This is a genomic window from Pantoea sp. SOD02 (assembly GCF_024707505.1).
Taxonomy (GTDB): domain Bacteria; phylum Pseudomonadota; class Gammaproteobacteria; order Enterobacterales; family Enterobacteriaceae; genus Pantoea; species Pantoea symbiotica.
Genome location: NZ_CP102604.1, coordinates 112,188 through 133,528 on the forward strand (window position 1 = coordinate 112,188; position 21,341 = coordinate 133,528).

Sequence of the window (21,341 nt, forward strand, 5' to 3'; positions counted from 1 at the left end):
AGTCATGATTGATCGCGTATTAATTGCCAACCGTGGCGCGATTGCCGTGCGCATTATTCGAACCCTGCAAGCCATGAACATCCGGGCGATTGCCGTGTATGCCGATGCCGATCGTCATGCGCGCCATGTGCGTCTGGCGGATGAAGCCTGGTCGCTCGGCGAAGGTCAGGTGCGAGACACTTATCTCAATCAGGATAAATTGCTGGCGATAGCCGCGCAGAGTGGCGCGCAGGCGCTGCATCCGGGCTACGGTTTTCTCAGTGAAAATCCAGAATTTGTCACGCGCTGCGCAGCGGCGGGCGTGCATTTTCTTGGGCCGAGCGCCGAGCAGATGGCGGCCTTTGGCCTGAAACACAGCGCGAGGGCGTTGGCCGAACAGAACAACGTGCCGCTGCTGCCGGGCAGCGGCTTACTGGCTTCGCTGGCCGAGGCGCAGCAGATGGCGGCGCAGATTGGCTATCCGGTGATGTTGAAAAGCACCGCAGGCGGCGGCGGGATTGGCATGCAGCGCTGTGACGATGCCGAACAGCTCGACGCGGCATTTACCCGCGTGAAGCGCCTGGCAGGCAACAACTTCGCCGACGATGGCGTTTTTTTAGAGAAGTTTATTGCGCGTGCGCGCCATATCGAAGTACAGATTTTTGGCGATGGCGCAGGTGAGGTGATCGCGCTCGGTGAGCGTGATTGCTCAGCGCAGCGTCGTAATCAAAAGGTGCTGGAAGAGACGCCTGCACCGGGCTTGAGCGCAGCCGTGCGCGCGCAGTTGCAGGCTACTGCCGTGCGGCTGGCGCGGGCGGTGAACTATCGCAGTGCGGGCACGGTGGAATATGTGTATGACGATGCCAGTCAGCAGTTCTGGTTTCTTGAAGTGAACACGCGCTTGCAGGTGGAGCATGGCGTCACCGAAATGGTGTATGGCGTCGATCTGGTGCGCTGGATGGTGGAGCTGGCGCAGCAAAAATTACCACCGCTGGCTGATTTGCAGCCGGTCGCGCAAGGTCACGCCATTCAGGTACGGCTTTACGCCGAAGATCCTGCTAAGCAGTTCCAGCCCAGCGCTGGATTGCTCAGCCATGTGCAATTCCCGACTGAGATGGGAGGCGCAACGCTGCGGATCGACAGTAGCGTTGAGAGCGGCATGGAGGTTTCGCCATTCTACGATCCGATGCTGGCGAAAGTGATTGTGCATGCCGCCGATCGCGCCAGCGCGCTCGGCAGCATGGTGCAGGCGCTATCCGCAACCGAACTGTACGGCATCGAAACCAATTTGCTGTGGCTGCGCCAGCTATGCACGCTGCCGGAAGTGCAGCAGGGACGCATCATCACCGCCACGCTCGGCACCATGCAGTGGCAGCCGCCAACGCTGGATATTCTCAGCGGCGGCACCTTAACCACGGTGCAGGACGCGCCGGGCCGCATCGGCTATTGGCACGTTGGCGTGCCGCCTTCCGGTCCGTTCGACAGCCGCGCGTTCCAGCTCGGCAATCGCCTGTTAGACAACGATGCTCAGGCCGCCGGGCTGGAGATCACTTTGCGTGGCCCGACGCTGCGCTTCAATCAGGCATGTAGTTTTGTACTGACCGGTGCGCCGATTGCTGCTCAGCTTGATCAACAAAGGTTACCGATGAATCAGCGGCTAACGGCGCAGGCCGGGCAAACGCTGACGCTCGGCGAGGTGCGCGACGGCAGCCGCAGCTATCTGCTGCTAGCCGGTGGCCTCGACACGCCGCGCTATCTGGGCAGCCGCAGCACTTTCACCCTCGGCAAATTTGGTGGTCATGCCGGACGCGCGCTGCGCGCCGGTGATGTGCTGCATCTCGCCGCGCCGCAGGTGCTGAGTGCCGCAACATTGCCTGACGAACTGCTGCCGCAACTTGACGGTTGCTGGCAGTTACGGGTGATTTACGGCCCGCATGGCGCGCCCACCTTCTTCACCGATGACGACATCGCCGAATTTTTTGCCGCTGAGTGGCAAGTGCACTACAACTCCAGCCGCACCGGCATTCGCCTGATCGGCCCCAAACCGACCTGGGCGCGCAGCGACGGTGGCGAAGCGGGCATGCATCCCTCGAATATTCATGACAATGCGTACGCCTTCGGCACGGTAGATTTTACCGGCGATATGCCGGTGATCCTCGGCCCGGATGGCCCATCTCTGGGAGGATTTGTCTGCCCGGCAACGGTGATCGAGGCCGATCTGTGGAAGCTGGGGCAGCTGAAAGCCGGCGATCGCGTGCAGTTCCAGCCGATCGATCTTGTCACCGCCGATCAACTGGCGCAGGCGCAGCGTGACGAGATCATCAAACTGCAATCTCAACCGATTATAGTGAACGCGGCGCTGCCCTTGATTGATCCTGTGCTGCACCATCTTGCGGCATCGGATCAACGTCCTTCGCTCTCTATTCGAGCGGCTGGCGACCGCTTCCTGCTGGTGGAATATGGCGATTTGCAGCTGGATATCGCGTTGCGTTTTCGCGTGCATGCGCTGATGCAATGGCTGGAAGCGCATCCGCTGCCGGGGCAGCTGGAATTGACGCCTGGCATCCGCTCGCTACAAATCCATTATGACGCGCAGCTGTGCGCAAGAAGTGAGCTATTGGCGCAAATATTGCACGCTGATTTAGCATTGGGTAGCCTGGCCGATGCGGCCGTGCCTTCGCGCACCGTGTGGCTGCCGCTGAGTTGGGATGATGCAGCCTGCCGTGAAGCAATTGTGCGCTACGACCAATCCGTCAGACCGAATGCGCCGTGGTGCCCAAGCAATATTGAATTTATTCGCCGCATCAATGGGCTGGATAGCATTGAGTCGGTAAAAGAGATCGTATTTAGCGCCTCTTATCTGGTGATGGGATTGGGCGATGTCTATCTCGGTGCGCCGGTGGCGACGCCACTCGATCCACGTCATCGCCTGGTGACCACCAAATACAATCCGGCGCGCACCTGGACGGCGGAGAATTCGGTCGGTATCGGCGGCGCTTATATGTGCGTGTACGGCATGGAAGGGCCGGGCGGATATCAGTTTGTTGGACGCACCATGCAGATGTGGAACCGCGATCGCCCAACAGCCGCGTTTACCCAGCCCTGGTTACTGCGCTTCTTCGATCAAATTCGTTTTTATCCGGTAGAGGCCGACGAATTGCTGCAGATTCGTGAGCGTTTCCCGTGGGGCGATTATCCGCTGCGCGTGGAACAGGGCGAATTCCGCCTCGCCGACTATCAGGCAATGCTGACGCAGCAAGCGCATGAGATCGATGCCTTCCAACAGCAGCGCCAGCAGGCGTTTGATGAGGAGTTGGCGCGCTGGCGAGCGGAAGGGCAGTTTACCTTCGATAGCCAGCTGCAAGCGCAGAGCAGCGAAGAGATTGTGGTGCCAGCCGGATGTCATCCCGTTGAAAGCCAGGTGGCGGGCAGCGTGTGGCAATGGCTGGTGGAGGAAGGCAGTGAAATTAGTGCGGGTGCCACGGTCGGCATACTCGAATCAATGAAGATGGAAATCCCGATCGTCGCGCCCGTCAGTGGAAAAATCCATAGTCTGACGCGGCTGTCTGGGCAGCAAGTGCAGGCGGGTCAATTGCTTATGGTGATCGACCCAAAAGTGGCATAAGAAAGAATAAAAAATAATCAGGAATCTGGCAGCAAAGTCGGGGATCTGTCCCATACTTAGAAACCCGAACTATTGTTGCATTGCCCTGACATCTTTTGCAGTGCACAACAGGCTGTGTCCCGCATCGGTTTGATAATAACTATGCGAAACCGCTACGGGATACAGCCTGATCGTCCGGTTTCAGCGCCTGGTGGCGCTTACCTCTCTACTTTCACGTGCTTCATAGTGAGTTTTTAAGGAGTTCTCTATGGAATTAAAAGATCCAATGGTCGAGTTGCTCAGTAGCCTTGAGCAGATTGTTTTGACACGTGACGCTAAGCCATCCGTATCAGAAATTTCTATCAATCAGACTACAGTTCCCGAGCCGCAGCGTTTACGCGAGATGACCGGCATGCAGGTTGACGAATTTGCCCGCGTGATGGGTGTCAGCGTTTCGTCAGTTAAAAGCTGGGAGGCGCAACGTACGCGTCCTTCCGCTACGGCGCGCAAACTGATGAAGCTGTTACAGGCTAACCCGTATTTGGGGCGTCAGCTGCTGGAGTAATCCTTTTTTAGGATGCTTCAACCCGCCTATATGGCGGGTTTTTTAATTTATGGCGCCGTACTTTGCCGCCTGTTTGACGAACCAACTCGCCGGCACGCTGTATGGCGGCTGCGCTAACTGCGCTAATCCCTGTTTGATAGTTTGTTCGGCTTGCTGCCACAAATGGCTATCGCCCTCGCGCAATAGCTGGATCTGGATCTGCTTTTCCACCAGATAGACGCGTGCAAAGTCGGCATCGTACTGCACGATGGCGCGGGTATTGTCGATGATGTCGGCCAGCTTGATGGTTTGCGCCTCGGGCGAGGCATCGGCGGTATGACGGAAATGCGCCAGCTTACGTGCGGCGCGATTTTTCGCTGCAGGCTGCGCGCTGTCGGTGAGTTGGTCCACCAGTTCCGCCACGCGCAGGCCGAAATGGCGTTCAATATCATCTAAGGTGCTGGGCGTGTCTTCGACCGTGTCATGAAGCCAGGCGGCGGCAATCATCTGTTCATCTTCGGTAACGCTACGCACTAACTCGGCGACGGCAGCCGGATGCACAATATAAGGCTCGTCAGTGTATTTGCGGCGTTGACCCGCAGCGGCATGCGCTTCAGTGGCATAACGGCGCGCTTGCTCTTCCAGTGAATCTCGCATATTTCACTCTCCCAGAGAAAAGTCGCTTGCAATTATCTAGCGCGCTATTTATATTCAAACCCATGAACAGTAATCAAGATGACAAAAAAGTGAAGCAGGCGCCACTTCAGTTAGATCAGCAGCTCTGCTTTGCGCTGTATTCGGCGAATCTCGCGATGCACAAAGTCTATCGCCAGCTGCTATCCAGGCTGGAGATTACCTATCCGCAATATCTGGTGATGCTGGTGCTGTGGAATCAGGACGATGTGACGGTTTCCGAGATTGGCGAGCAGCTGTTTCTTGATTCAGCAACGCTGACGCCGTTGCTGAAACGTCTGGAGAGCGCGGGATTATTGCGACGCCAGCGTTCACGCCAGGATGAGCGTCAGGTTGTGGTGACGTTGACCGATGAAGGTCGTGCGTTGCGTGAAAAAGCAGAAAGCATTCCCGAAGCCATTCAGTGTGCGACGGCCTGCGATGATCAGGCAATGGCATCACTGAAAGGTCAGTTAGACGAGTTGCGCGACAGCCTTTACCGCGCCAATTGATGTTGAGTAGGGGAAGTCGCTGTCCCGACATCCCAAAAGATGACGTTCAGGTTTGCGCATAATAAGTAGTGCGCGATTATATAGCGAATTAACGAGGTTATTATGTCTTTAGAACAAGTTGTTTATACTGCAAAAGCAAAAGCCACCGGCGGTCGTGATGGTCGTGCGACTTCTTCTGACAATGTGCTGGATGTAAAACTGGGCGTGCCAAAAGAGATGGGCGGCGCAGGCGGCGAAGTGACTAACCCAGAGCAGCTGTTTGCAGCGGGTTATTCAGCCTGTTTTCTCGGCGCGATGAAGTTTGTGGCTGGCCGCGACAAGATTGCGATGCCGAAAGATGCATGGATTGAAGGCGAAGTGGGTATTGGCCCAATCCCGAACGGTTTCGGAATTGAAGCCAAGCTGAATATCCATCTGCCAGAGATGGACGCTGCTGAAGCGCAGAAGCTGGTGGATGCGGCACACATCGTTTGCCCTTACTCAAACGCAACGCGTGGCAACATCGACGTGACGCTGAACATCATCAACTAATTGATGTGGCTAGCGATAAAAGGCTCCTGCGGGAGCCTTTTTTACATCTGAATTAAATTCGAACTGCTTCAATTAGAAAAATTGTCTGGTCTTACCATTGGTTAAATGTTCTACTGCTCGGCTTCGCGCCATCGCCTCTTCGCCAGTCGGAATCGTCCCGATCCTGCATCTTGCGTCACGCTTTTTCCGCGGTTTAGCGAACTCTGCTGTCTTTAAACAGTCACATAACGGTTGATACAACGACACCAGGTCGGGAATAGATATTTTCATGAATTATATTAAAAGTTTAACGCAGCAGAAGCTGTCATTGCTGCTTGCGTTATATCTCGGCATCTTGTTGAATTTGCCAATATTTTATCGCCGCTTTGACGGCTTTTTAACAAAATCCAATATCTCTAATTGGCTCTCTGCTGCCGCAGAAGTCATGGCTGCCGTACTTCTTACCTTTTTCCTGATGCGCCTGCTGTCGCTGGGCGGAAAATGGGCCTATCGCATTCTCGCGACACTCACCGTGATCATTTCTGTTGCTGCCGCCTATTACATGGCGTTTTTCAACGTGGTGATTGGTTACGGCATTATCGCTTCGGTGATGACCACCGATATCGATCTCTCTAAAGAAGTGATTGGCCTGCATTTCGTGTTGTGGATGGTGCTGGTGAGCGCGCTGCCGCTGCTGCTTATCTGGCGCAATAATCTTAGCCAAACGCTGATTGAACAACTTAAAACGCCTGGGCAGCGTCTGAAGCCGATAGCCGTTATGCTGCTGAGCGTCGCGCTGGTGTGGCTGCCAATTCGCTATTTCGACAAGCTGCAAAAGGTGAATGAAGAGATCACCAACATCGATTTACCGAGTTATGGCGGCGTGGTGGCGCACTCATATCTGCCATCCAACTGGATCGCCGCGCTGGGCCTGTTTGCCTGGACTAAAGTCGATGAAGAGTGGGATGGCCAGGAGTTGCTCGATCCGGCGAAGAAATTTACCTACGTCGCGCCAGCGGGCATCGATGATACCTATATGGTGTTCGTGATTGGTGAAACCACGCGCTGGGATCACATGGGGATGCTTGGCTACGATCGTGATACCACGCCGAAGCTGTCGAAAGAGAAGAATCTGGTCGCGTTCCGTGGTGAATCTTGTGATACCGCCACCAAGCTGTCGCTGCGCTGCATGTTCGTGCGCGAAGGCGGCACCATGGATAATCCGGGCCGCACGCTGAAAGAACAAAACGTTTTCGCTGTATTGAAAGAACTGGGCTTTACGTCTGAGTTGTTCGCGATGCAGAGCGAAGTGTGGTTCTACGATAACGCTGACACCAATAACTTTTCGTTCCGCGAGCAGATTGGTTCAGAGAAGCGTAATCAGGGCAAAGCGGTCGACGACATGCTGTTAGTGCCGGAGTTACAGGCATCGTTACAACGCTTCCCGAAAGGCAAGCATGTGGTGATTCTGCACACCAAAGGTTCGCACTACCTTTACTCTCAGCGCTACCCGCGTGATTTCGCGCGCTATAAGCCGGAATGCATGGGCGTTGATGAGAAGTGCAGTAAAGCGCAGTTGATTAATGCCTATGACAACTCGATTTTGTACGTTGATACCATGCTGGACAGCGTGCTCGATCAGCTGCGTGATAAGAAGGCGATTGTGTTCTATGCCTCCGATCACGGTGAATCAATCAGCGAGAATATGCACTTGCATGGCACGCCGCGCGAGATGGCGCCACCGGAGCAGTTCCGTGTGCCGATGATGGTGTGGGCTTCTGATAAGTATCTTGAGGACCCAACTAACCGCAGCAACTTCGAACGTTTGCAGGCGCAGCAGCGCGTGGGTAAAACCCATCGCCATGTTGAGCTGTTCGATACCATTATGGGTTGCCTCGGCTACACCTCGCCAGACGGCGGAATTAAAGACGCGAATAACTGGTGTTCTGCCCCAGCGGCCACGCCTGCTAAACCGCTGTGATTTTCTGGGGTTGCTGACTTCTGCTTGCTTTCCAGGCGATCAGATGGGTTTTCAGTAAAAGGCATTGACGCTTTTTTAGCAGCGCAGTAATATGCGCCCCCATCGGCGAGTAGCGCAGCTTGGTAGCGCAACTGGTTTGGGACCAGTGGGTCGGAGGTTCGAATCCTCTCTCGCCGACCATCTTTGAAGAAACCTGCTTTTATAAGCAGGTTTTTTTTCGTCTGTAATTTGTTGGGCCTTGTGCCGATCAGGCTGAAATACAGGGCCGCTCCGTAAAGTCGCCGTGGACACATCCCTGTGGGCTCTGCCGACGCATCCATGCGTCGGAAGCTTTACTCCGCGGCCCTGCATTCCATCCTTTATTAAATTCCGCTGCGCTCTGTTTTAAAGCGAAACCCAACGTTCAGGCGATGGGAAGGCGGCTCGGTTAGCAAAGCGTCCGCCGCAGGGATGCGGCGGTCGAGGCTACAGGGACGTATTCACGCCGACTTTGCGTTTGAGCCGCCTTTCCTGAGCAACGCACCAATAATCAGCAAAACTCCTGAATTTACTCGTTCCATCTCCCAAACCAACAATACTCACCATTATCCCAACTTAACCCCGTGCACCCCACGCCAAATCGAACCCGCGCGCTTAATTCGCGAAACATTCTTCTTATGACCGGTTTATGCATCATGCTGATTTCTTATGCCATTTCACTAGCACATTCCGCTGCCTGAACGTCATAACGCACGAAGAATCGTTCAGATATTCAACATTTACCAATAAGTTTTGTGTGTTTTTTAACGGTGATAATCACTGTCATTTGGCTACATAGCCAGATAATCACGCGGCATTGAGCGCTTTATCACCTTTTTTAATTTTGGCTTACGCTGAGAAGGGTGTTTTTTATCGTTGCTTGCACTTACTCACACTCTGTGTAAATAACCCCACACTGTATTGACGTTCATTGCAACTGTTGACAAATTGATGCGTCAATAAAATGTAGAGAAGGACGTGTCTGACAGATTCCACGGTGCCAGCACAAAAAAATAACCGCTCACATTTTGCTTACTCTTAATTGACCTGCCCGAACCGCATAAAAAAATCAGAGGTCGGGCGACGCACACAACATCACATCACAATGGAGCAAAACATGATCAACTCCCTGGCTAAATCCAGGATGCTGAAGGTCGGTCTCAGCCTGATTGCTATGACCGTTGCCGCTGGTGTCCAGGCGAAAACCCTCGTTTATTGTTCAGAAGGTTCGCCGGAAGGCTTCAACCCGCAGCTCTTCACATCGGGCACCACTTACGACGCAAGCTCCGTACCGATCTACAACCGTTTGGTTGAGTTCAAAACCGGTACCACCGAGCTGCAGCCAGGTCTGGCAGAAAAATGGGATGTCAGCGCGGACGGTAAAACCTATACCTTCCACCTGCGTCAGGGCGTGAAGTGGCAAACCACCAAAGACTTCAAGCCAACCCGCACCTTCAATGCCGATGACGTCGTGTTCTCCTTCGAGCGCCAGCTCGACAAAAACAACAAATATCACGGTGTTTCTGGCGGCAGCTACGAATACTTCGAAGGCATGGACATGCCTAAGCTGATTGCCAAAATCGAGAAAGTTGACGATTACACCGTACGCTTCACCCTGACGCGTCCAGAAGCGCCGTTCATCGCTGACCTCGGCATGGACTTCGCCTCAATCATTTCTAAAGAATATGCCGACAACATGCTGAAAGCGGGCACGCCTGAGAAGCTGGACCTCAATCCAGTGGGCACCGGTCCGTTCGTACTGCAGCAGTATCAAAAAGACTCGCGCATTCTGTACAAAGCGAACCCAGACTTCTGGGGCACCAAGCCGAAGATTGATCGCTTAGTGTTCTCCATCACGCCAGATGCGTCTGTGCGTTATGCGAAACTGCAGAAGGGTGAGTGCCAGGTAATGCCGTACCCGAACCCGGCCGATCTCGCCAGCATGAAGAAAGACGACAAAATTAACCTGATGGAACAGCCTGGTCTGAACGTTGGTTACCTGTCGTTCAACACCGAGAAAAAACCGCTGGATAACGTGAAAGTGCGTCAGGCACTGACCATGGCGGTGAACAAACAAGCCATCATCGATGCCGTTTATCAGGGCGCTGGCCAGGCCGCGAAAAACCTGATCCCACCAACCATGTGGGGCTACAACGACGACATCAAAGATTACGCCTACGATCCTGAGAAAGCGAAAGCGCTGCTGAAAGAAGCGGGCATGGCAGATGGTTTCTCCATCGACCTGTGGGCAATGCCGGTTCAGCGTCCATACAACCCGAACGCACGCCGCATGGCGGAAATGGTTCAGGCTGACTGGGCGAAAATTGGCGTGAAAGCCAAAATCGTCACCTTCGAATGGGGCGAGTACCTGAAACGTGCGAAAGCCGGTGAACACCAGACCGTAATGATGGGCTGGACCGGTGATAATGGGGATCCTGATAACTTCTTCGCCACGCTGTTCAGCTGTGCAGCGGCGAAAGACGGTTCTAACTACTCACGTTGGTGCTACAAGCCGTTTGAAGATCTGATTCAGCCAGCCCGTGCTGAAGCCGATCACAACAAACGTATTGAACTGTACAAACAGGCTCAGGTAGTGATGCATGACCAGGCTCCAGCGCTGATCATCGCTCACTCAACCGTATACGAGCCAGTGAGCAAGAAAGTAACAGGTTATGTGGTTGATCCATTAGGTAAACATCACTTCGAAAACGTCGATATCCAGGAATAACCTTTCGGATTATCGCGGTCAGGGCCAGCATTGCTGGCCCTCGGGCGGCACCTTCGCCGCCCGTATTCCGCTCTTTTTTTCCGGCAAATTCTAATATTGAAGCGCTTCTTGCGTCGCGTCTGCCCCTGGCGGGCTGCGAGTGTTGAGCAATGTTGTCCCCGGCGGTAACGCTGTGGGAAATGTCAGAGAACCAGGCTTATGCTGCAATTCATACTCCGACGTTTGGGCCTTGTCATCCCAACGTTCATCGGTATCACATTATTGACCTTCGCGTTTGTCCACTTGATCCCCGGCGATCCGGTACTGATCATGGCCGGCGAACGCGGTATCTCTCCTGAACGTCACGCGCAATTGATGGCGCAATTTGGCCTCGATCAGCCGATGTGGAAGCAATATCTCACCTACATCAACGGCGTCTTGCACGGTGACCTCGGTATCTCGCTGAAAAGCCGTATCCCGGTTTGGGACGAATTCGTACCACGCTTTAAAGCCACGCTGGAACTGGGCATCTGCGCCATGTTGTTCGCAGTGGCGGTCGGCATTCCCGTTGGCGTGCTGGCAGCAGTAAAACGCGGCTCGATCTTCGATCACACCGCCGTAGGTATCTCGCTCACCGGTTACTCAATGCCGATTTTCTGGTGGGGCATCATGCTGATCATGCTGGTCTCGGTGCAGTGGAACCTCACGCCGGTCTCCGGGCGCGTCAGCGACACCATCTTCCTCGACGACAGCCATCCGCTCACCGGCTTCATGCTGATTGATACGCTGTTCTGGGGCGAAGAGGGCGATTTCAAAGATGCGGTGATGCACATGATTTTGCCGGCCATCGTGCTCGGCACCATTCCGCTGGCGGTGATTGTGCGTATGACGCGCTCCTCAATGCTGGAAGTGCTGGGTGAAGATTACATCCGTACCGCGCGCGCCAAAGGTTTGACGCGTATGCGTGTGATTGTGGTGCATGCGCTGCGTAACGCCATGCTGCCGGTCGTCACCGTGATTGGTTTGCAGGTCGGTACGCTGCTGGCCGGTGCGATTCTGACCGAAACCATCTTCTCGTGGCCAGGACTTGGTCGCTGGCTGATCGAAGCGCTGCAACGCCGTGACTATCCGGTAGTTCAGGGCGGCGTGCTGTTGGTGGCGATTCTGATCATCGTGGTCAACCTGCTGGTTGATCTGTTGTACGGCGTGGTCAATCCACGTATCCGTCATAAGAAATAAGGGGGAATCATGTCTGCTGTTGATCCCGCAAGCGTAACTGCTGCACCCAAGCCGATGACCCCGTTGCAGGAATTCTGGCACTACTTCAAACGTAACAAAGGCGCGGTAATCGGCCTGGTTTACATCGTTCTGATGCTGTTGATCGCGGTCTTTGCTGATGTGCTGGCACCGCACGCACCGGCCGAGCAGTTCCGCGATGCCTTGCTGCATCCGCCAGTCTGGCAGGAAGGCGGCAGCTGGAGCTACATCCTCGGTACCGATGACGTGGGCCGCGATGTGCTGTCGCGCCTGATGTACGGCGCACGCCTGTCGCTGCTGGTAGGCTGCATGGTGGTGGTGCTGTCGCTGATTCTCGGCGTGATATTTGGCCTGATGGCCGGCTACCTCGGCGGCGTGGTTGACGCCATCATCATGCGTGTGGTCGATATCATGCTGGCGCTGCCAAGCCTGCTGCTGGCATTGGTGCTGGTGGCAATTTTTGGTCCGTCGATTGTTAACGCCTCGCTGGCGATTACCTTCGTCGCCTTGCCGCACTATATCCGTCTGACGCGTGCTGCGGTGCTGGTTGAAGTGAACCGCGATTACGTCACGGCTTCGAGCGTGGCGGGCGCCGGTACGCTGCGCCAGATGTTCATCAATATTCTGCCTAACTGCCTGGCACCGCTGATCGTGCAGGCATCATTAGGTTTCTCCAACGCCATTCTCGATATGGCGGCGTTGGGCTTTCTCGGTATGGGGGCGCAGCCGCCAACGCCGGAGTGGGGCACCATGCTCTCCGACGTGTTGCAGTATGCGCAAAGTGCCTGGTGGGTGGTGACATTCCCTGGAGTGACCATTCTGCTAACGGTTCTGGCATTCAACCTCATGGGCGATGGTTTGCGTGATGCACTCGACCCGAAACTCAAGCAGTAAAGAGGCACCGAGATGGCGTTATTAAATGTAGACAAGTTATCGGTGCATTTCGGCGACGAAAAAACACCGTTCCGTGCGGTTGACCGCATCAGCTACCAGGTCGAGCAAGGCCAGGTTGTGGGTATTGTTGGTGAATCTGGCTCGGGCAAATCCGTGAGTTCACTGGCGATTATGGGCCTGATTGATTATCCCGGCCGCGTAATGGCGGAAAAACTGGAGTTCAATCAGCGCGACCTGCAGAAAATCTCCGAAAAAGAGCGCCGCCAGCTGGTGGGCGCAGAAGTAGCGATGATTTTCCAGGACCCGATGACCAGCCTCAACCCGTGCTACACCGTGGGTTTCCAGATCATGGAAGCGCTGAAGGTGCATCAGGGCGGCAGCAAACGTACGCGTCGTCAGCGCGCGATAGATCTGCTCGATCAGGTGGGCATTCCCGACCCGGCATCGCGTCTGGATGTGTATCCGCATCAGCTGTCGGGCGGTATGAGCCAGCGCGTGATGATCGCGATGGCGATTGCCTGCAAACCGAAACTGCTGATCGCCGATGAGCCGACCACCGCACTCGACGTAACCATTCAGGCGCAAATCATCGAACTGCTGCTGGAGTTGCAGAAGCAGGAGAACATGGCGCTGATCCTGATTACTCACGATCTGGCGCTGGTGGCCGAAGCGGCGCAGCACATCATCGTGATGTATGCCGGACAAGTGGTGGAAAGCGGTAAAGCGGTGGATATCTTCAAAGCGCCGCGTCATCCGTATACGCAAGCATTGCTGCGCGCGCTGCCGGAGTTTGCCGCCGATAAAGCGCGTCTGGCTTCGCTGCCTGGCGTGGTGCCGGGTAAATACGATCGTCCAACCGGCTGCCTGTTAAATCCGCGCTGCCCGTATGTGACCGATCGCTGCCGCCGCGAAGAGCCGGAGCTGCGCGACATTCCGGGCCGTCAGGCCAAATGTCACTTCCCACTGGATGATGCCGGGAGACCGACTTATGAGTCTTGATAACGATAAGCAGGATTACCTGCTGCAGGCGATTGACCTGAAAAAACACTACCCGGTGAAGAAAGGTCTGTTTGGCCAGGAACGTCTGGTAAAAGCGCTGGATGGCGTCTCGTTCAACCTCGAACGCGGCAAAACCCTGGCGGTGGTGGGTGAATCCGGCTGTGGTAAATCCACGCTGGGCCGCTTGCTGACCATGATTGAAACCCCGACCGAAGGCCAGCTGTTCTGGCACGGTCAGGATCTGCTAAAACATGATCCGCAGGCGCAGAAACTGCGTCGTCAGAAAATCCAGATTGTGTTCCAGAACCCGTACGGTTCGCTCAATCCGCGTAAGAAAATCAGCCAGATTCTGGAAGAGCCGCTGGTAATCAACACCTCGCTGACTAAAGCGGAGCGCAAAGAAAAAACGCTGGAGATGATGGCGAAGGTTGGCCTGAAAACCGAGCATTACGATCGTTATCCGCACATGTTCTCGGGCGGCCAGCGTCAGCGTATCGCGATTGCGCGCGGTTTGATGCTCGACCCGGATGTGCTGATTGCCGATGAGCCGGTCTCCGCGCTCGACGTTTCCGTACGCGCGCAGGTGCTCAACCTGATGATGGATTTGCAGCAGGATTTAGGCTTGTCCTACGTCTTCATCTCGCATGACCTGTCGGTGGTGGAACACATCGCCGATGAGGTGATGGTGATGTATCTCGGCCGCTGCGTTGAGAAGGGCAGTAAAGAGGCGATCTTCAGTAATCCGCGCCATCCTTACACGCAGGCGCTGCTGTCGGCGACACCACGTCTTAACCCGGACGATCGCCGCGAGCGCATCAAGCTCACGGGCGAACTGCCGAGCCCGCTCAATCCGCCGCCGGGCTGTGCGTTTAACGCGCGCTGCCGTCGTCGTTTTGGCACCTGCGTTCAGCTGCAGCCAAAGCTGAAGCAGTATGGCGATCAGCAAATCGCTTGCTTCGCGGTGGATCAGGATGAGAACCAGCCGGTGGGCGTGTAAAAAATTACCGCTATAAATGAATGAAGGCTCCTGCGGGAGCCTTTCTTTTATCCTTAATACATCAGATTAATTAACGACAAAACCTGTTATCGCCAAAGCCACGCAAAAAGCATTACGCTACTGCATCAGTGATCAATTGGTCCTGATTAGGACTTAAAGCGTAAAGGCAAATTCTTATTTGTGTCAGGATTGCGTGAGCGACATCACAATGAAATAAAATCCATAACTTGCAGCGCAGTAGAGAAAATTCAGTAGCTTAGGTTAAAATCCCCTGCGTAATTATTTCTGTTAATTGATACTAATTAATACCCGTCAATAAATAACTGCACGCTTCTTGCATGCCCGTTTTTTCAATCTTAAAGATAGAATTCTTTTGTTGAATGCGGCGTTTTAATAATCAGATTTGTCTCACCGTCTTTTAATGTGTGTGATATATTCGCGGAAAATTCCCTCCCGCTTTTACAGGCTCTGATCATGAAGAATTACGACGATCTGCAGCGTTTTAAAGAGAAAACGCAGACGCTTGATATCGCTTTTAAGGATATGTCCGGTCAATCGCATGAAGCCGATCAAAGTCAGTGGGCGTTACTGCGTCAGTTGACCACCGATCAAGAGCCTGAATTAGGTAGCGGCCAGCGCATCGATATGCCGCAACCGCATCCGATTCGCGGGGATGAATTTAGCGCACCGCCTGAGCCAATTCAGGCTGCACCAGCCAGCCCGGCACGAGGATCGATTCTCGACAGCCTGAACGCGCCTGCTGCCGCCCAACCGGAGACCGGCTCATCGCTGTTTCCGCCTGCGCCGTCGGCTAAACCGGTGTCGTCTGCTACGCCATTAGCGCCAAAAGCCACCTTGGTAGAGCGCCAGGCCACAACTTCACTGTTTCCGCCGGCCAAACCTGTCGCCGCACCCGCCGCACCAATTGCTCAGCCTGCTGCTGCCGCCGCGCCTGAACCGGTAACTCCAGCGCCAATTGCGCCAGCCCCTGCGCACACCTTTGCCGCCGCGGTTGAACCGCCACGTCCGGCTGCGCCCGCACCGTCTCGCTTTGGTGCACTGTTCCGCTCGCGTCCCGCCGAGCCTGCTAATTTGTCAAAAGAAACACCGTTAAAACCGCTACTGGAGAAGATTGCGCTATGCCGTTAGTTTGTGTGTGCTCGCCAAAAGGGGGAGTAGGGAAAACCACCATGGCGGCCAACCTTGCGTGGAGTCTGGCTCGCGCTGGCAGCAAGGTATTGGCAATCGATTTCGATGTTCAGAACGCCTTGCGCCTGCATTTCGGTGTACCGCTGAATGATGGTCGCGGCTTTGTCGCGCGCTCTGAAGATCAGGCCGACTGGAGCCAATCGATTCTGACCACCGGCGGCAACATTTTCGTCATGCCTTATGGCGAAGTCAGCGAAGAGCAGCGTGAACGTTTTGAAGAGAACCTGGTAAAAGATCCGCATTTCCTGAAACGCGGTTTGGATACGGTACTGAATTATCCGGGACTGGTGATTATCGCCGATTTTCCGCCGGGTCCGGGTCCAGCGCTTAAAGCAATGCAGGCACTTGCCGATATGCATTTAGTGGTGATGTTAGCGGATACCGCGTCGGTCTCTTTACTGCCGCAAATTGAAAATGACCGCATGATTGGTCAGCCGCTAAATAATAAGCGTGGTCATTATTTTGTGCTTAATCAGAGCGACAATCGCCGCAATATTAGCCGTGAAGTCACCGCTTTTATGCAGCAGCGCCTGGGTGAGAACTTATTAGGCGTGGTACATCGTGATGAAAGTGTCGCGGAAGCCAATGCCTCGCAACAATCTGTTTATGATTTCAGCCCAGCTTCCGCAGCTGCGTTTGATATCGAATTAGTGGCAAAACGTGTAGCCAATATCCTGAATATCACCGTGGGCAACGGCGAAGTTCAGGCACCTATTCGCAGCCACTATTAATAATGAGGCCGTCTCCGGCCACATAATAACAACACAGCTTCTTCAGGGTGAATCATGAGTAAACTCGGGTTTTACCTGCTGCTGCTGGTGCTTGCACCGGTGGCGGCGGTAATCGTCATCACGCCTATGGACAGCCAGAAGCAATATATATTTGGCTTAATCAGCATCGGCATGATGTTTTTACTGGGCTTCAGCAAAAGCCGCAAAATAACTATCGTCATGGTTATCCTATCCGCGCTGATGTCGACCCGATATATCTGGTGGCGCACCACGGAGACGCTGCAATTTAATTCTGAGATTGAAGCGATTCTCGGTATCGGCTTATATCTGGCCGAACTGTACGTCTGGCTGATCTTAATTCTCGGCTTCCTGCAAACCACCTGGCCATTAAAACGCACCATCGAACCTTTGCCGGATGATACTAGCCTGTGGCCGACGGTTGATGTTTATGTTCCAACCTACAACGAAAGCCTCGATGTAGTGCGTGATACCGTGCTGGCGGCGCAGTGTATTGATTACCCGCGCGACAAGTTGAAGGTCTATTTGCTGGATGACGGCAAGCGCAGTGAATTTGCGGTATTTGCCGCTGACGTCGGCGTGGGTTACATCACCCGTGACGATAACAATCACGCCAAAGCCGGTAACCTCAACCACGCCATGAAGATCACCAAAGGTGAGCTGATTTGTATCTTTGACTGTGATCACGTGGCCACGCGCACCTTCCTGCAGGCGACGGTCGGTCCGTTCCTGAAAGATCCGAAGCTGGCGCTGCTGCAAACCCCGCACTACTTCTATTCGCCGGATCCGTTCGAGCGTAACCTGCGCGCGGCGCGCAGCATCCCGAATGAAGGTTCACTGTTCTACGGCCCGGTTCAGCAGGGTAACGATAACTGGAACGCCACCTTTTTCTGCGGCTCCTGTGCGGTGATTCGCCGTAGCGCGCTGGAAGAGATCGGTGGCTTTGCGGTGGAAACCGTCACTGAAGATGCGCATACCGCACTGAAAATGCAGCGTCTCGGTTGGGGCTCGGCCTTCCTGGCGATTCCGCTGGCGGCCGGTTTAGCGACTGAACGTCTCGGTCTGCACGTGGTACAGCGTAACCGCTGGGCGCGCGGCATGACGCAGATCTTCCGCGTCGATAACCCGCTGTTTGGCCGTGGTTTGAAGTGGCAGCAACGTCTTTGCTACCTCAACGCCATGCTGCACTTCCAGTTCGGCTTGCCGCGCGTGGCGTTCCTGACGGCACCGCTGGCGTACCTGCTGTTCAACCTGAATATCATTCACTCATCCGCATCGCTGATTTTCGCCTACGTCTTGCCGCATCTGGTGATGTCGCTCTACGTCAACTCACGAATGAACGGCAAGTTCCGTTACACCTTCTGGGGCGAGATCTACGAAACCGTGATGTGCTTCCACCTCGTTATCCCCACGCTGCTGACCATGCTGGCACCGAAGCGCGGGAAATTTAACGTAACGGACAAAGGCGGCCTGCTCGATCAGGGCTTCTTCGACTTTCACATCGTGCGTCCACACGTGATTGTCGCGGTGCTGCTGACGATTGGCATCATCGCTGGCGTGGTACGTGCGACAGCGCATGACTACTTTGGCGTCGATCCTTACGTTATCGCCCTCAACGTCGGCTGGGCGGTGTTCAGCCTGATTATCCTGATGGCGGCGATTGCCGTGGCGCGTGAAACCAAGCAGGTGCGTAAAACCATCCGTATTGAAGTGCAGATTCCGGCGGTGATTCACTACGCCAGCGGCATTTCGTCGCGCACGAAAACCAGCGATCTGTCGATGGGTGGCGCGCAGCTGGATGCGCCGGACAATCGTCACGAACACGATGAAATTGAAGAGATCGATCTGCTGCTGAAATCGGGCACCATCACCATTCCGGTGAGCAAAATCTCCGGCGATGAAGAGAGCATTCGTCTGCGCTTTGGCGATATGCCGCTGTCGCGCCGTCGTGAATTGGTGCGCGTGGTGCTGGCGCGTGCGGATGCGTGGATTCAGCCGGAATATAAGCAAGACAATCCACTGGTTTCGCTTGGCACTATTATTCGTACCGTCTTTGAGCTGTTCTGGCTGACCTGGAAAGATCGCCGTGAGAAGCGTAAGCGTGACAACCAGCCCGCCGCAAAAGAGGACAGCGCTGCATGAAGAATTTGACGCAAACGTTGCTGGCAAGCTCGCTGGCAACGGCGCTGCTGCTCGCGCCAGCGTGGGCCGAAACCCCGGCGGTCACGCAGGATAACGGTGCACTTTCTGACGTGCCGCCGCCGCAAGGCATTGAAAGTGCGGCCGATCAACAGCTGCAGCAGGCGGCTGGCGCGGCACCTTATGCGCCAGTAGAAACCGCACCAGAAACAGCACCAGAAACAGCACCACAAACCGCACCGGAAGCGGCACCGCCAACCGCACCGACAACGGTAAATGAAACGCCCGCCGAACCGGCCGCCAGCGAACCTGCACCTGTAGTCGCACCAGAAATGGTGCTGCCAACGGTAGCGCCAACCGCACCGGCGGTGGTTCCAGAGACGGTTTCCACAACGCTTAACCAGCCAATCAGCAGCACCGTTTCGGTGGCGCAGATGGGCCAGCCGCGCGGCATCACATTGACCGGCGGCCAGCTGCAATCCGGTATCGTGTTCACGCTGCCCAGCGATGAAGTGATCACCAACGCGCGCCTCAATCTGTCGCTGCGCGTCTCGGCGGCACTGGCAGCACGCAACACCTCGCTGCAGCTGATGCTGAATGGTCAGCCGCTTGGCACTTTGCCGCTGGGCTCCAGCGACAGCGATGTCAGCGATTACCAGCTGGATATTCCGGCGGCGATGGTGGTCTCGAGCAACAACCTCAGCTTCAAGATTAACGATGCCGACAAGCTGCTGTGTGAGAAAGAGAGCGCGCAGCAGTATCAGGTATCGATTCTGCCGAAAACCACGCTGAGCCTTGAAGGCCAGCAGCTGAACATCGGTACCAGCCTGCGTAACTTCCCGCGTCCGTTTATTGATGCGCAGCGCATGACGCCCGCCAGCGTCACCTTTGGCTTTGCCGCCAATGCCGCGCCCGACAGCATCAGCGCCGCCGCGCTGGTGGCATCGTGGATGGGCATTCAGTCGGATTATCGTGGCATCCGTTTCCCGGTGGTGCGCGGCGATCTGCCGGAACACAACGGTATTCTGATTGGCCATCCGGGCGACAAGATTGGCACCGTGACTTTGCCAGCCACCAACGGTCCGCTGCTGCAGGTGATCGATAACCCGAACAATCCGGTCTACAAGTTGCTGCTGGTGGTCGGGGCGAATGACGATCAGTTGCGTCAGGCCGCTAACCGTTTAACCACTCAGCCGCTGGCGACCGATGCCAGCAGCCTTAACGTGCAGCCGCAACCAATTGGCGTGCGTAAGCCGTACGATGCGCCGCGCTGGATCAACACCACGCGTCCGGTGCGTCTGAGCGAACTGCTGCGCAAAGACCAGAGCCTGACCACCACCGGCATCTGGCACGATGCGCTGAGCGTTAACTTCCGCGCCGCGCCGGATCTGTTCCTGTGGGATGGCGACACCATTCCGGTGGAGCTGCACTATCGCTTCCCATCCGAAAGCTGGATTGACGAGAACAACTCGTTCCTCAACGTGATGATAAACGGCACCTTCCTGCGCAACCTGACGGTAAATAAAGTCGGCTTGCTGGAGAGCGCCTGGCATCGTCTGGGCGGTGACGCGCGTCAGGAGCATTACACCCTGAAGCTCGAACCCTATCTGATTTACGGTGACAACCAGCTGGCGCTCTACTTCAACATCAAGCCGAAAGCGGATGCCCCGTGCGGCGTGCTGCTGAACAACAACATTAAGAGCCGCATTGAAGAGGATTCGTGGATCGATCTGAGCCACACGCGCCACTTCACCATGCTGCCAAATCTCTCTTACTTTGTGGGCGCCTCGTTCCCGTTCTCGCGTCTGGCGGACTTCTCGCAGACCACGCTGTTGCTGCCGGAACAACCAAGCGATGCGGAGATCGCCACGCTGCTGGATATGGCCTCCCGCGCCGGTAACGCCACCGGCGTACCGCTGCTGCAAAACCAGGTGCTGTTTGGTCTGCCAAACGGCGGCACCAACATGACGCGTCTGCAGCAGAGCGATCTGCTGGCGGTGAGCACCACGCAGAACAACGACTTCAACCAGGCGATGCTGGCCAACACGCCGTTTGATACCAGTGGCAACACGCTGGGTGTGAAAGAGCCGACCACCTGGGACAAACTGCGTGGCTGGCTGACCGGCGACTGGTATCGCCAGCAGCTGGATGCCGATCGTTACTTCTCCTCCAACGAAGCGTGGCGCGGCTTTGTCAGCTATCGCTCGCCGTGGAACCCGGATCGTTTAGTGGTGATGACGGTGGCGACCAGCGATCAGCAACTGCTACGCCTGCATGAAGACCTGAATTCCGCGCGCATCAACGCCGGTATTCGCGGCGATACTGCCATCATCACCGATGAGAACGGCATTCGCAGCTTCCGCGTCGGCCCGCAATTCCCGAGCGGCGAAATGCCGTGGTACATGATGGTGGTGTGGTATGCCAACCAGCACTCGGTGCTGATGGCGCTGGCAGCGCTGCTGCTGTCAGCGTTGGTCGGCGGCGGTGCATGGGTGATGCTGAAACGTCATGCGTGGCGTCGTCTCAACCCAAAAGTTGATAGCAAGTCCGGCAAGAAGTAAGGATAAAAA

15 protein-coding genes and 1 tRNA gene are annotated in these 21,341 nt (G+C 55.4%); 15 read left to right on the forward strand and 1 reads right to left on the reverse strand.

Annotated elements, in window-relative coordinates:
- The first annotated feature begins 4 nt into the window (after positions 1-4).
- Positions 5-3,604, forward strand: a complete 3,600-nt coding sequence (uca, locus tag NR302_RS00535) for an urea carboxylase (protein WP_258144290.1) — start codon at positions 5-7, stop codon at positions 3,602-3,604.
- A 247-nt stretch (positions 3,605-3,851) separates the two neighbouring features.
- Complete coding sequence (locus tag NR302_RS00540; protein WP_008104629.1) at positions 3,852-4,148, forward strand: HTH-type transcriptional regulator; 297 nt, start codon at positions 3,852-3,854, stop codon at positions 4,146-4,148.
- Positions 4,149-4,190: 42 nt separating this feature from the next.
- Here the strand turns inward: NR302_RS00540 and NR302_RS00545 are convergent, their stop codons facing one another.
- Complete coding sequence (locus NR302_RS00545; RefSeq protein WP_258144291.1) at positions 4,191-4,784, reverse strand: HD domain-containing protein; 594 nt, start codon at positions 4,782-4,784, stop codon at positions 4,191-4,193.
- Between the two features lie 62 nt (positions 4,785-4,846).
- On the opposite strand from NR302_RS00545, the gene NR302_RS00550 reads away from it, so the two are divergent.
- From NR302_RS00550 to bcsB, 13 genes are all read left to right on the forward strand, one after another.
- On the forward strand, positions 4,847-5,311 hold the full coding sequence (locus tag NR302_RS00550) for a MarR family winged helix-turn-helix transcriptional regulator (protein ID WP_008104624.1): 465 nt from the start codon (positions 4,847-4,849) through the stop codon (positions 5,309-5,311).
- Between the two features lie 102 nt (positions 5,312-5,413).
- Complete coding sequence (locus tag NR302_RS00555; protein WP_008104621.1) at positions 5,414-5,842, forward strand: organic hydroperoxide resistance protein; 429 nt, start codon at positions 5,414-5,416, stop codon at positions 5,840-5,842.
- Between the two features lie 268 nt (positions 5,843-6,110).
- Complete coding sequence (gene eptB / locus NR302_RS00560; protein WP_008104619.1) at positions 6,111-7,802, forward strand: kdo(2)-lipid A phosphoethanolamine 7''-transferase; 1,692 nt, start codon at positions 6,111-6,113, stop codon at positions 7,800-7,802.
- Positions 7,803-7,905: 103 nt separating this feature from the next.
- A tRNA-Pro gene (locus NR302_RS00565) sits at positions 7,906-7,982 on the forward strand.
- A 955-nt stretch (positions 7,983-8,937) separates the two neighbouring features.
- Positions 8,938-10,548, forward strand: coding sequence for a dipeptide ABC transporter periplasmic-binding protein DppA (gene dppA / locus NR302_RS00570; protein ID WP_008104616.1), 1,611 nt, complete (start codon positions 8,938-8,940; stop codon positions 10,546-10,548).
- A gap of 198 nt (positions 10,549-10,746) precedes the next feature.
- Positions 10,747-11,766, forward strand: coding sequence for a dipeptide ABC transporter permease DppB (gene dppB, locus NR302_RS00575; RefSeq protein WP_008104614.1), 1,020 nt, complete (start codon positions 10,747-10,749; stop codon positions 11,764-11,766).
- A gap of 9 nt (positions 11,767-11,775) precedes the next feature.
- Positions 11,776-12,678, forward strand: coding sequence for a dipeptide ABC transporter permease DppC (gene dppC / locus NR302_RS00580; RefSeq protein WP_008104612.1), 903 nt, complete (start codon positions 11,776-11,778; stop codon positions 12,676-12,678).
- Positions 12,679-12,690: 12 nt separating this feature from the next.
- Entirely contained in the window at positions 12,691-13,677 is a 987-nt protein-coding gene (gene dppD, locus NR302_RS00585) for a dipeptide ABC transporter ATP-binding protein (RefSeq protein WP_008104610.1), read from the forward strand.
- On the forward strand, positions 13,667-14,674 hold the full coding sequence (dppF, locus tag NR302_RS00590; RefSeq protein WP_008104607.1) for a dipeptide ABC transporter ATP-binding subunit DppF: 1,008 nt from the start codon (positions 13,667-13,669) through the stop codon (positions 14,672-14,674). Before dppD ends, dppF begins: the two co-directional genes overlap by 11 nt.
- A 474-nt stretch (positions 14,675-15,148) precedes the next feature.
- A complete protein-coding gene (gene bcsO, locus NR302_RS00595; protein WP_258144293.1) occupies positions 15,149-15,823 on the forward strand; it encodes a cellulose biosynthesis protein BcsO in 675 nt (224 codons plus the stop codon).
- Entirely contained in the window at positions 15,814-16,614 is an 801-nt protein-coding gene (bcsQ, locus tag NR302_RS00600; RefSeq protein ID WP_061719335.1) for a cellulose biosynthesis protein BcsQ, read from the forward strand. The genes bcsO and bcsQ overlap by 10 nt, the downstream gene beginning before the upstream one ends.
- Positions 16,615-16,668: 54 nt before the next feature.
- A complete protein-coding gene (bcsA, locus tag NR302_RS00605; protein WP_258144294.1) occupies positions 16,669-18,774 on the forward strand; it encodes a UDP-forming cellulose synthase catalytic subunit in 2,106 nt (701 codons plus the stop codon).
- Entirely contained in the window at positions 18,771-21,332 is a 2,562-nt protein-coding gene (bcsB, locus tag NR302_RS00610) for a cellulose biosynthesis cyclic di-GMP-binding regulatory protein BcsB (RefSeq protein WP_258144295.1), read from the forward strand. The genes bcsA and bcsB overlap by 4 nt, the downstream gene beginning before the upstream one ends.
- Positions 21,333-21,341: the final 9 nt, after the last annotated feature.

What these genes read in the sequence shown, in the direction of transcription:
- bcsB (WP_258144295.1), top strand. Translation starts at nt 18,771, where the DNA reads ATGAAGAATTTGACGCAAACGTTGCTGGCAAGCTCGCTGGCAACGGCG.
- dppA (WP_008104616.1), top strand. Translation starts at nt 8,938, where the DNA reads ATGATCAACTCCCTGGCTAAATCCAGGATGCTGAAGGTCGGTCTCAGC.
- dppC (WP_008104612.1), top strand. Translation starts at nt 11,776, where the DNA reads ATGTCTGCTGTTGATCCCGCAAGCGTAACTGCTGCACCCAAGCCGATG.
- NR302_RS00545 (WP_258144291.1), bottom strand. Translation starts at nt 4,784, where the DNA reads ATGCGAGATTCACTGGAAGAGCAAGCGCGCCGTTATGCCACTGAAGCG.
- dppD (WP_008104610.1), top strand. Translation starts at nt 12,691, where the DNA reads ATGGCGTTATTAAATGTAGACAAGTTATCGGTGCATTTCGGCGACGAA.
- eptB (WP_008104619.1), top strand. Translation starts at nt 6,111, where the DNA reads ATGAATTATATTAAAAGTTTAACGCAGCAGAAGCTGTCATTGCTGCTT.
- bcsQ (WP_061719335.1), top strand. Translation starts at nt 15,814, where the DNA reads ATGCCGTTAGTTTGTGTGTGCTCGCCAAAAGGGGGAGTAGGGAAAACC.
- uca (WP_258144290.1), top strand. Translation starts at nt 5, where the DNA reads ATGATTGATCGCGTATTAATTGCCAACCGTGGCGCGATTGCCGTGCGC.
- dppF (WP_008104607.1), top strand. Translation starts at nt 13,667, where the DNA reads ATGAGTCTTGATAACGATAAGCAGGATTACCTGCTGCAGGCGATTGAC.
- bcsO (WP_258144293.1), top strand. Translation starts at nt 15,149, where the DNA reads ATGAAGAATTACGACGATCTGCAGCGTTTTAAAGAGAAAACGCAGACG.
- NR302_RS00555 (WP_008104621.1), top strand. Translation starts at nt 5,414, where the DNA reads ATGTCTTTAGAACAAGTTGTTTATACTGCAAAAGCAAAAGCCACCGGC.
- bcsA (WP_258144294.1), top strand. Translation starts at nt 16,669, where the DNA reads ATGAGTAAACTCGGGTTTTACCTGCTGCTGCTGGTGCTTGCACCGGTG.
- NR302_RS00550 (WP_008104624.1), top strand. Translation starts at nt 4,847, where the DNA reads ATGAACAGTAATCAAGATGACAAAAAAGTGAAGCAGGCGCCACTTCAG.
- dppB (WP_008104614.1), top strand. Translation starts at nt 10,747, where the DNA reads ATGCTGCAATTCATACTCCGACGTTTGGGCCTTGTCATCCCAACGTTC.
- NR302_RS00540 (WP_008104629.1), top strand. Translation starts at nt 3,852, where the DNA reads ATGGAATTAAAAGATCCAATGGTCGAGTTGCTCAGTAGCCTTGAGCAG.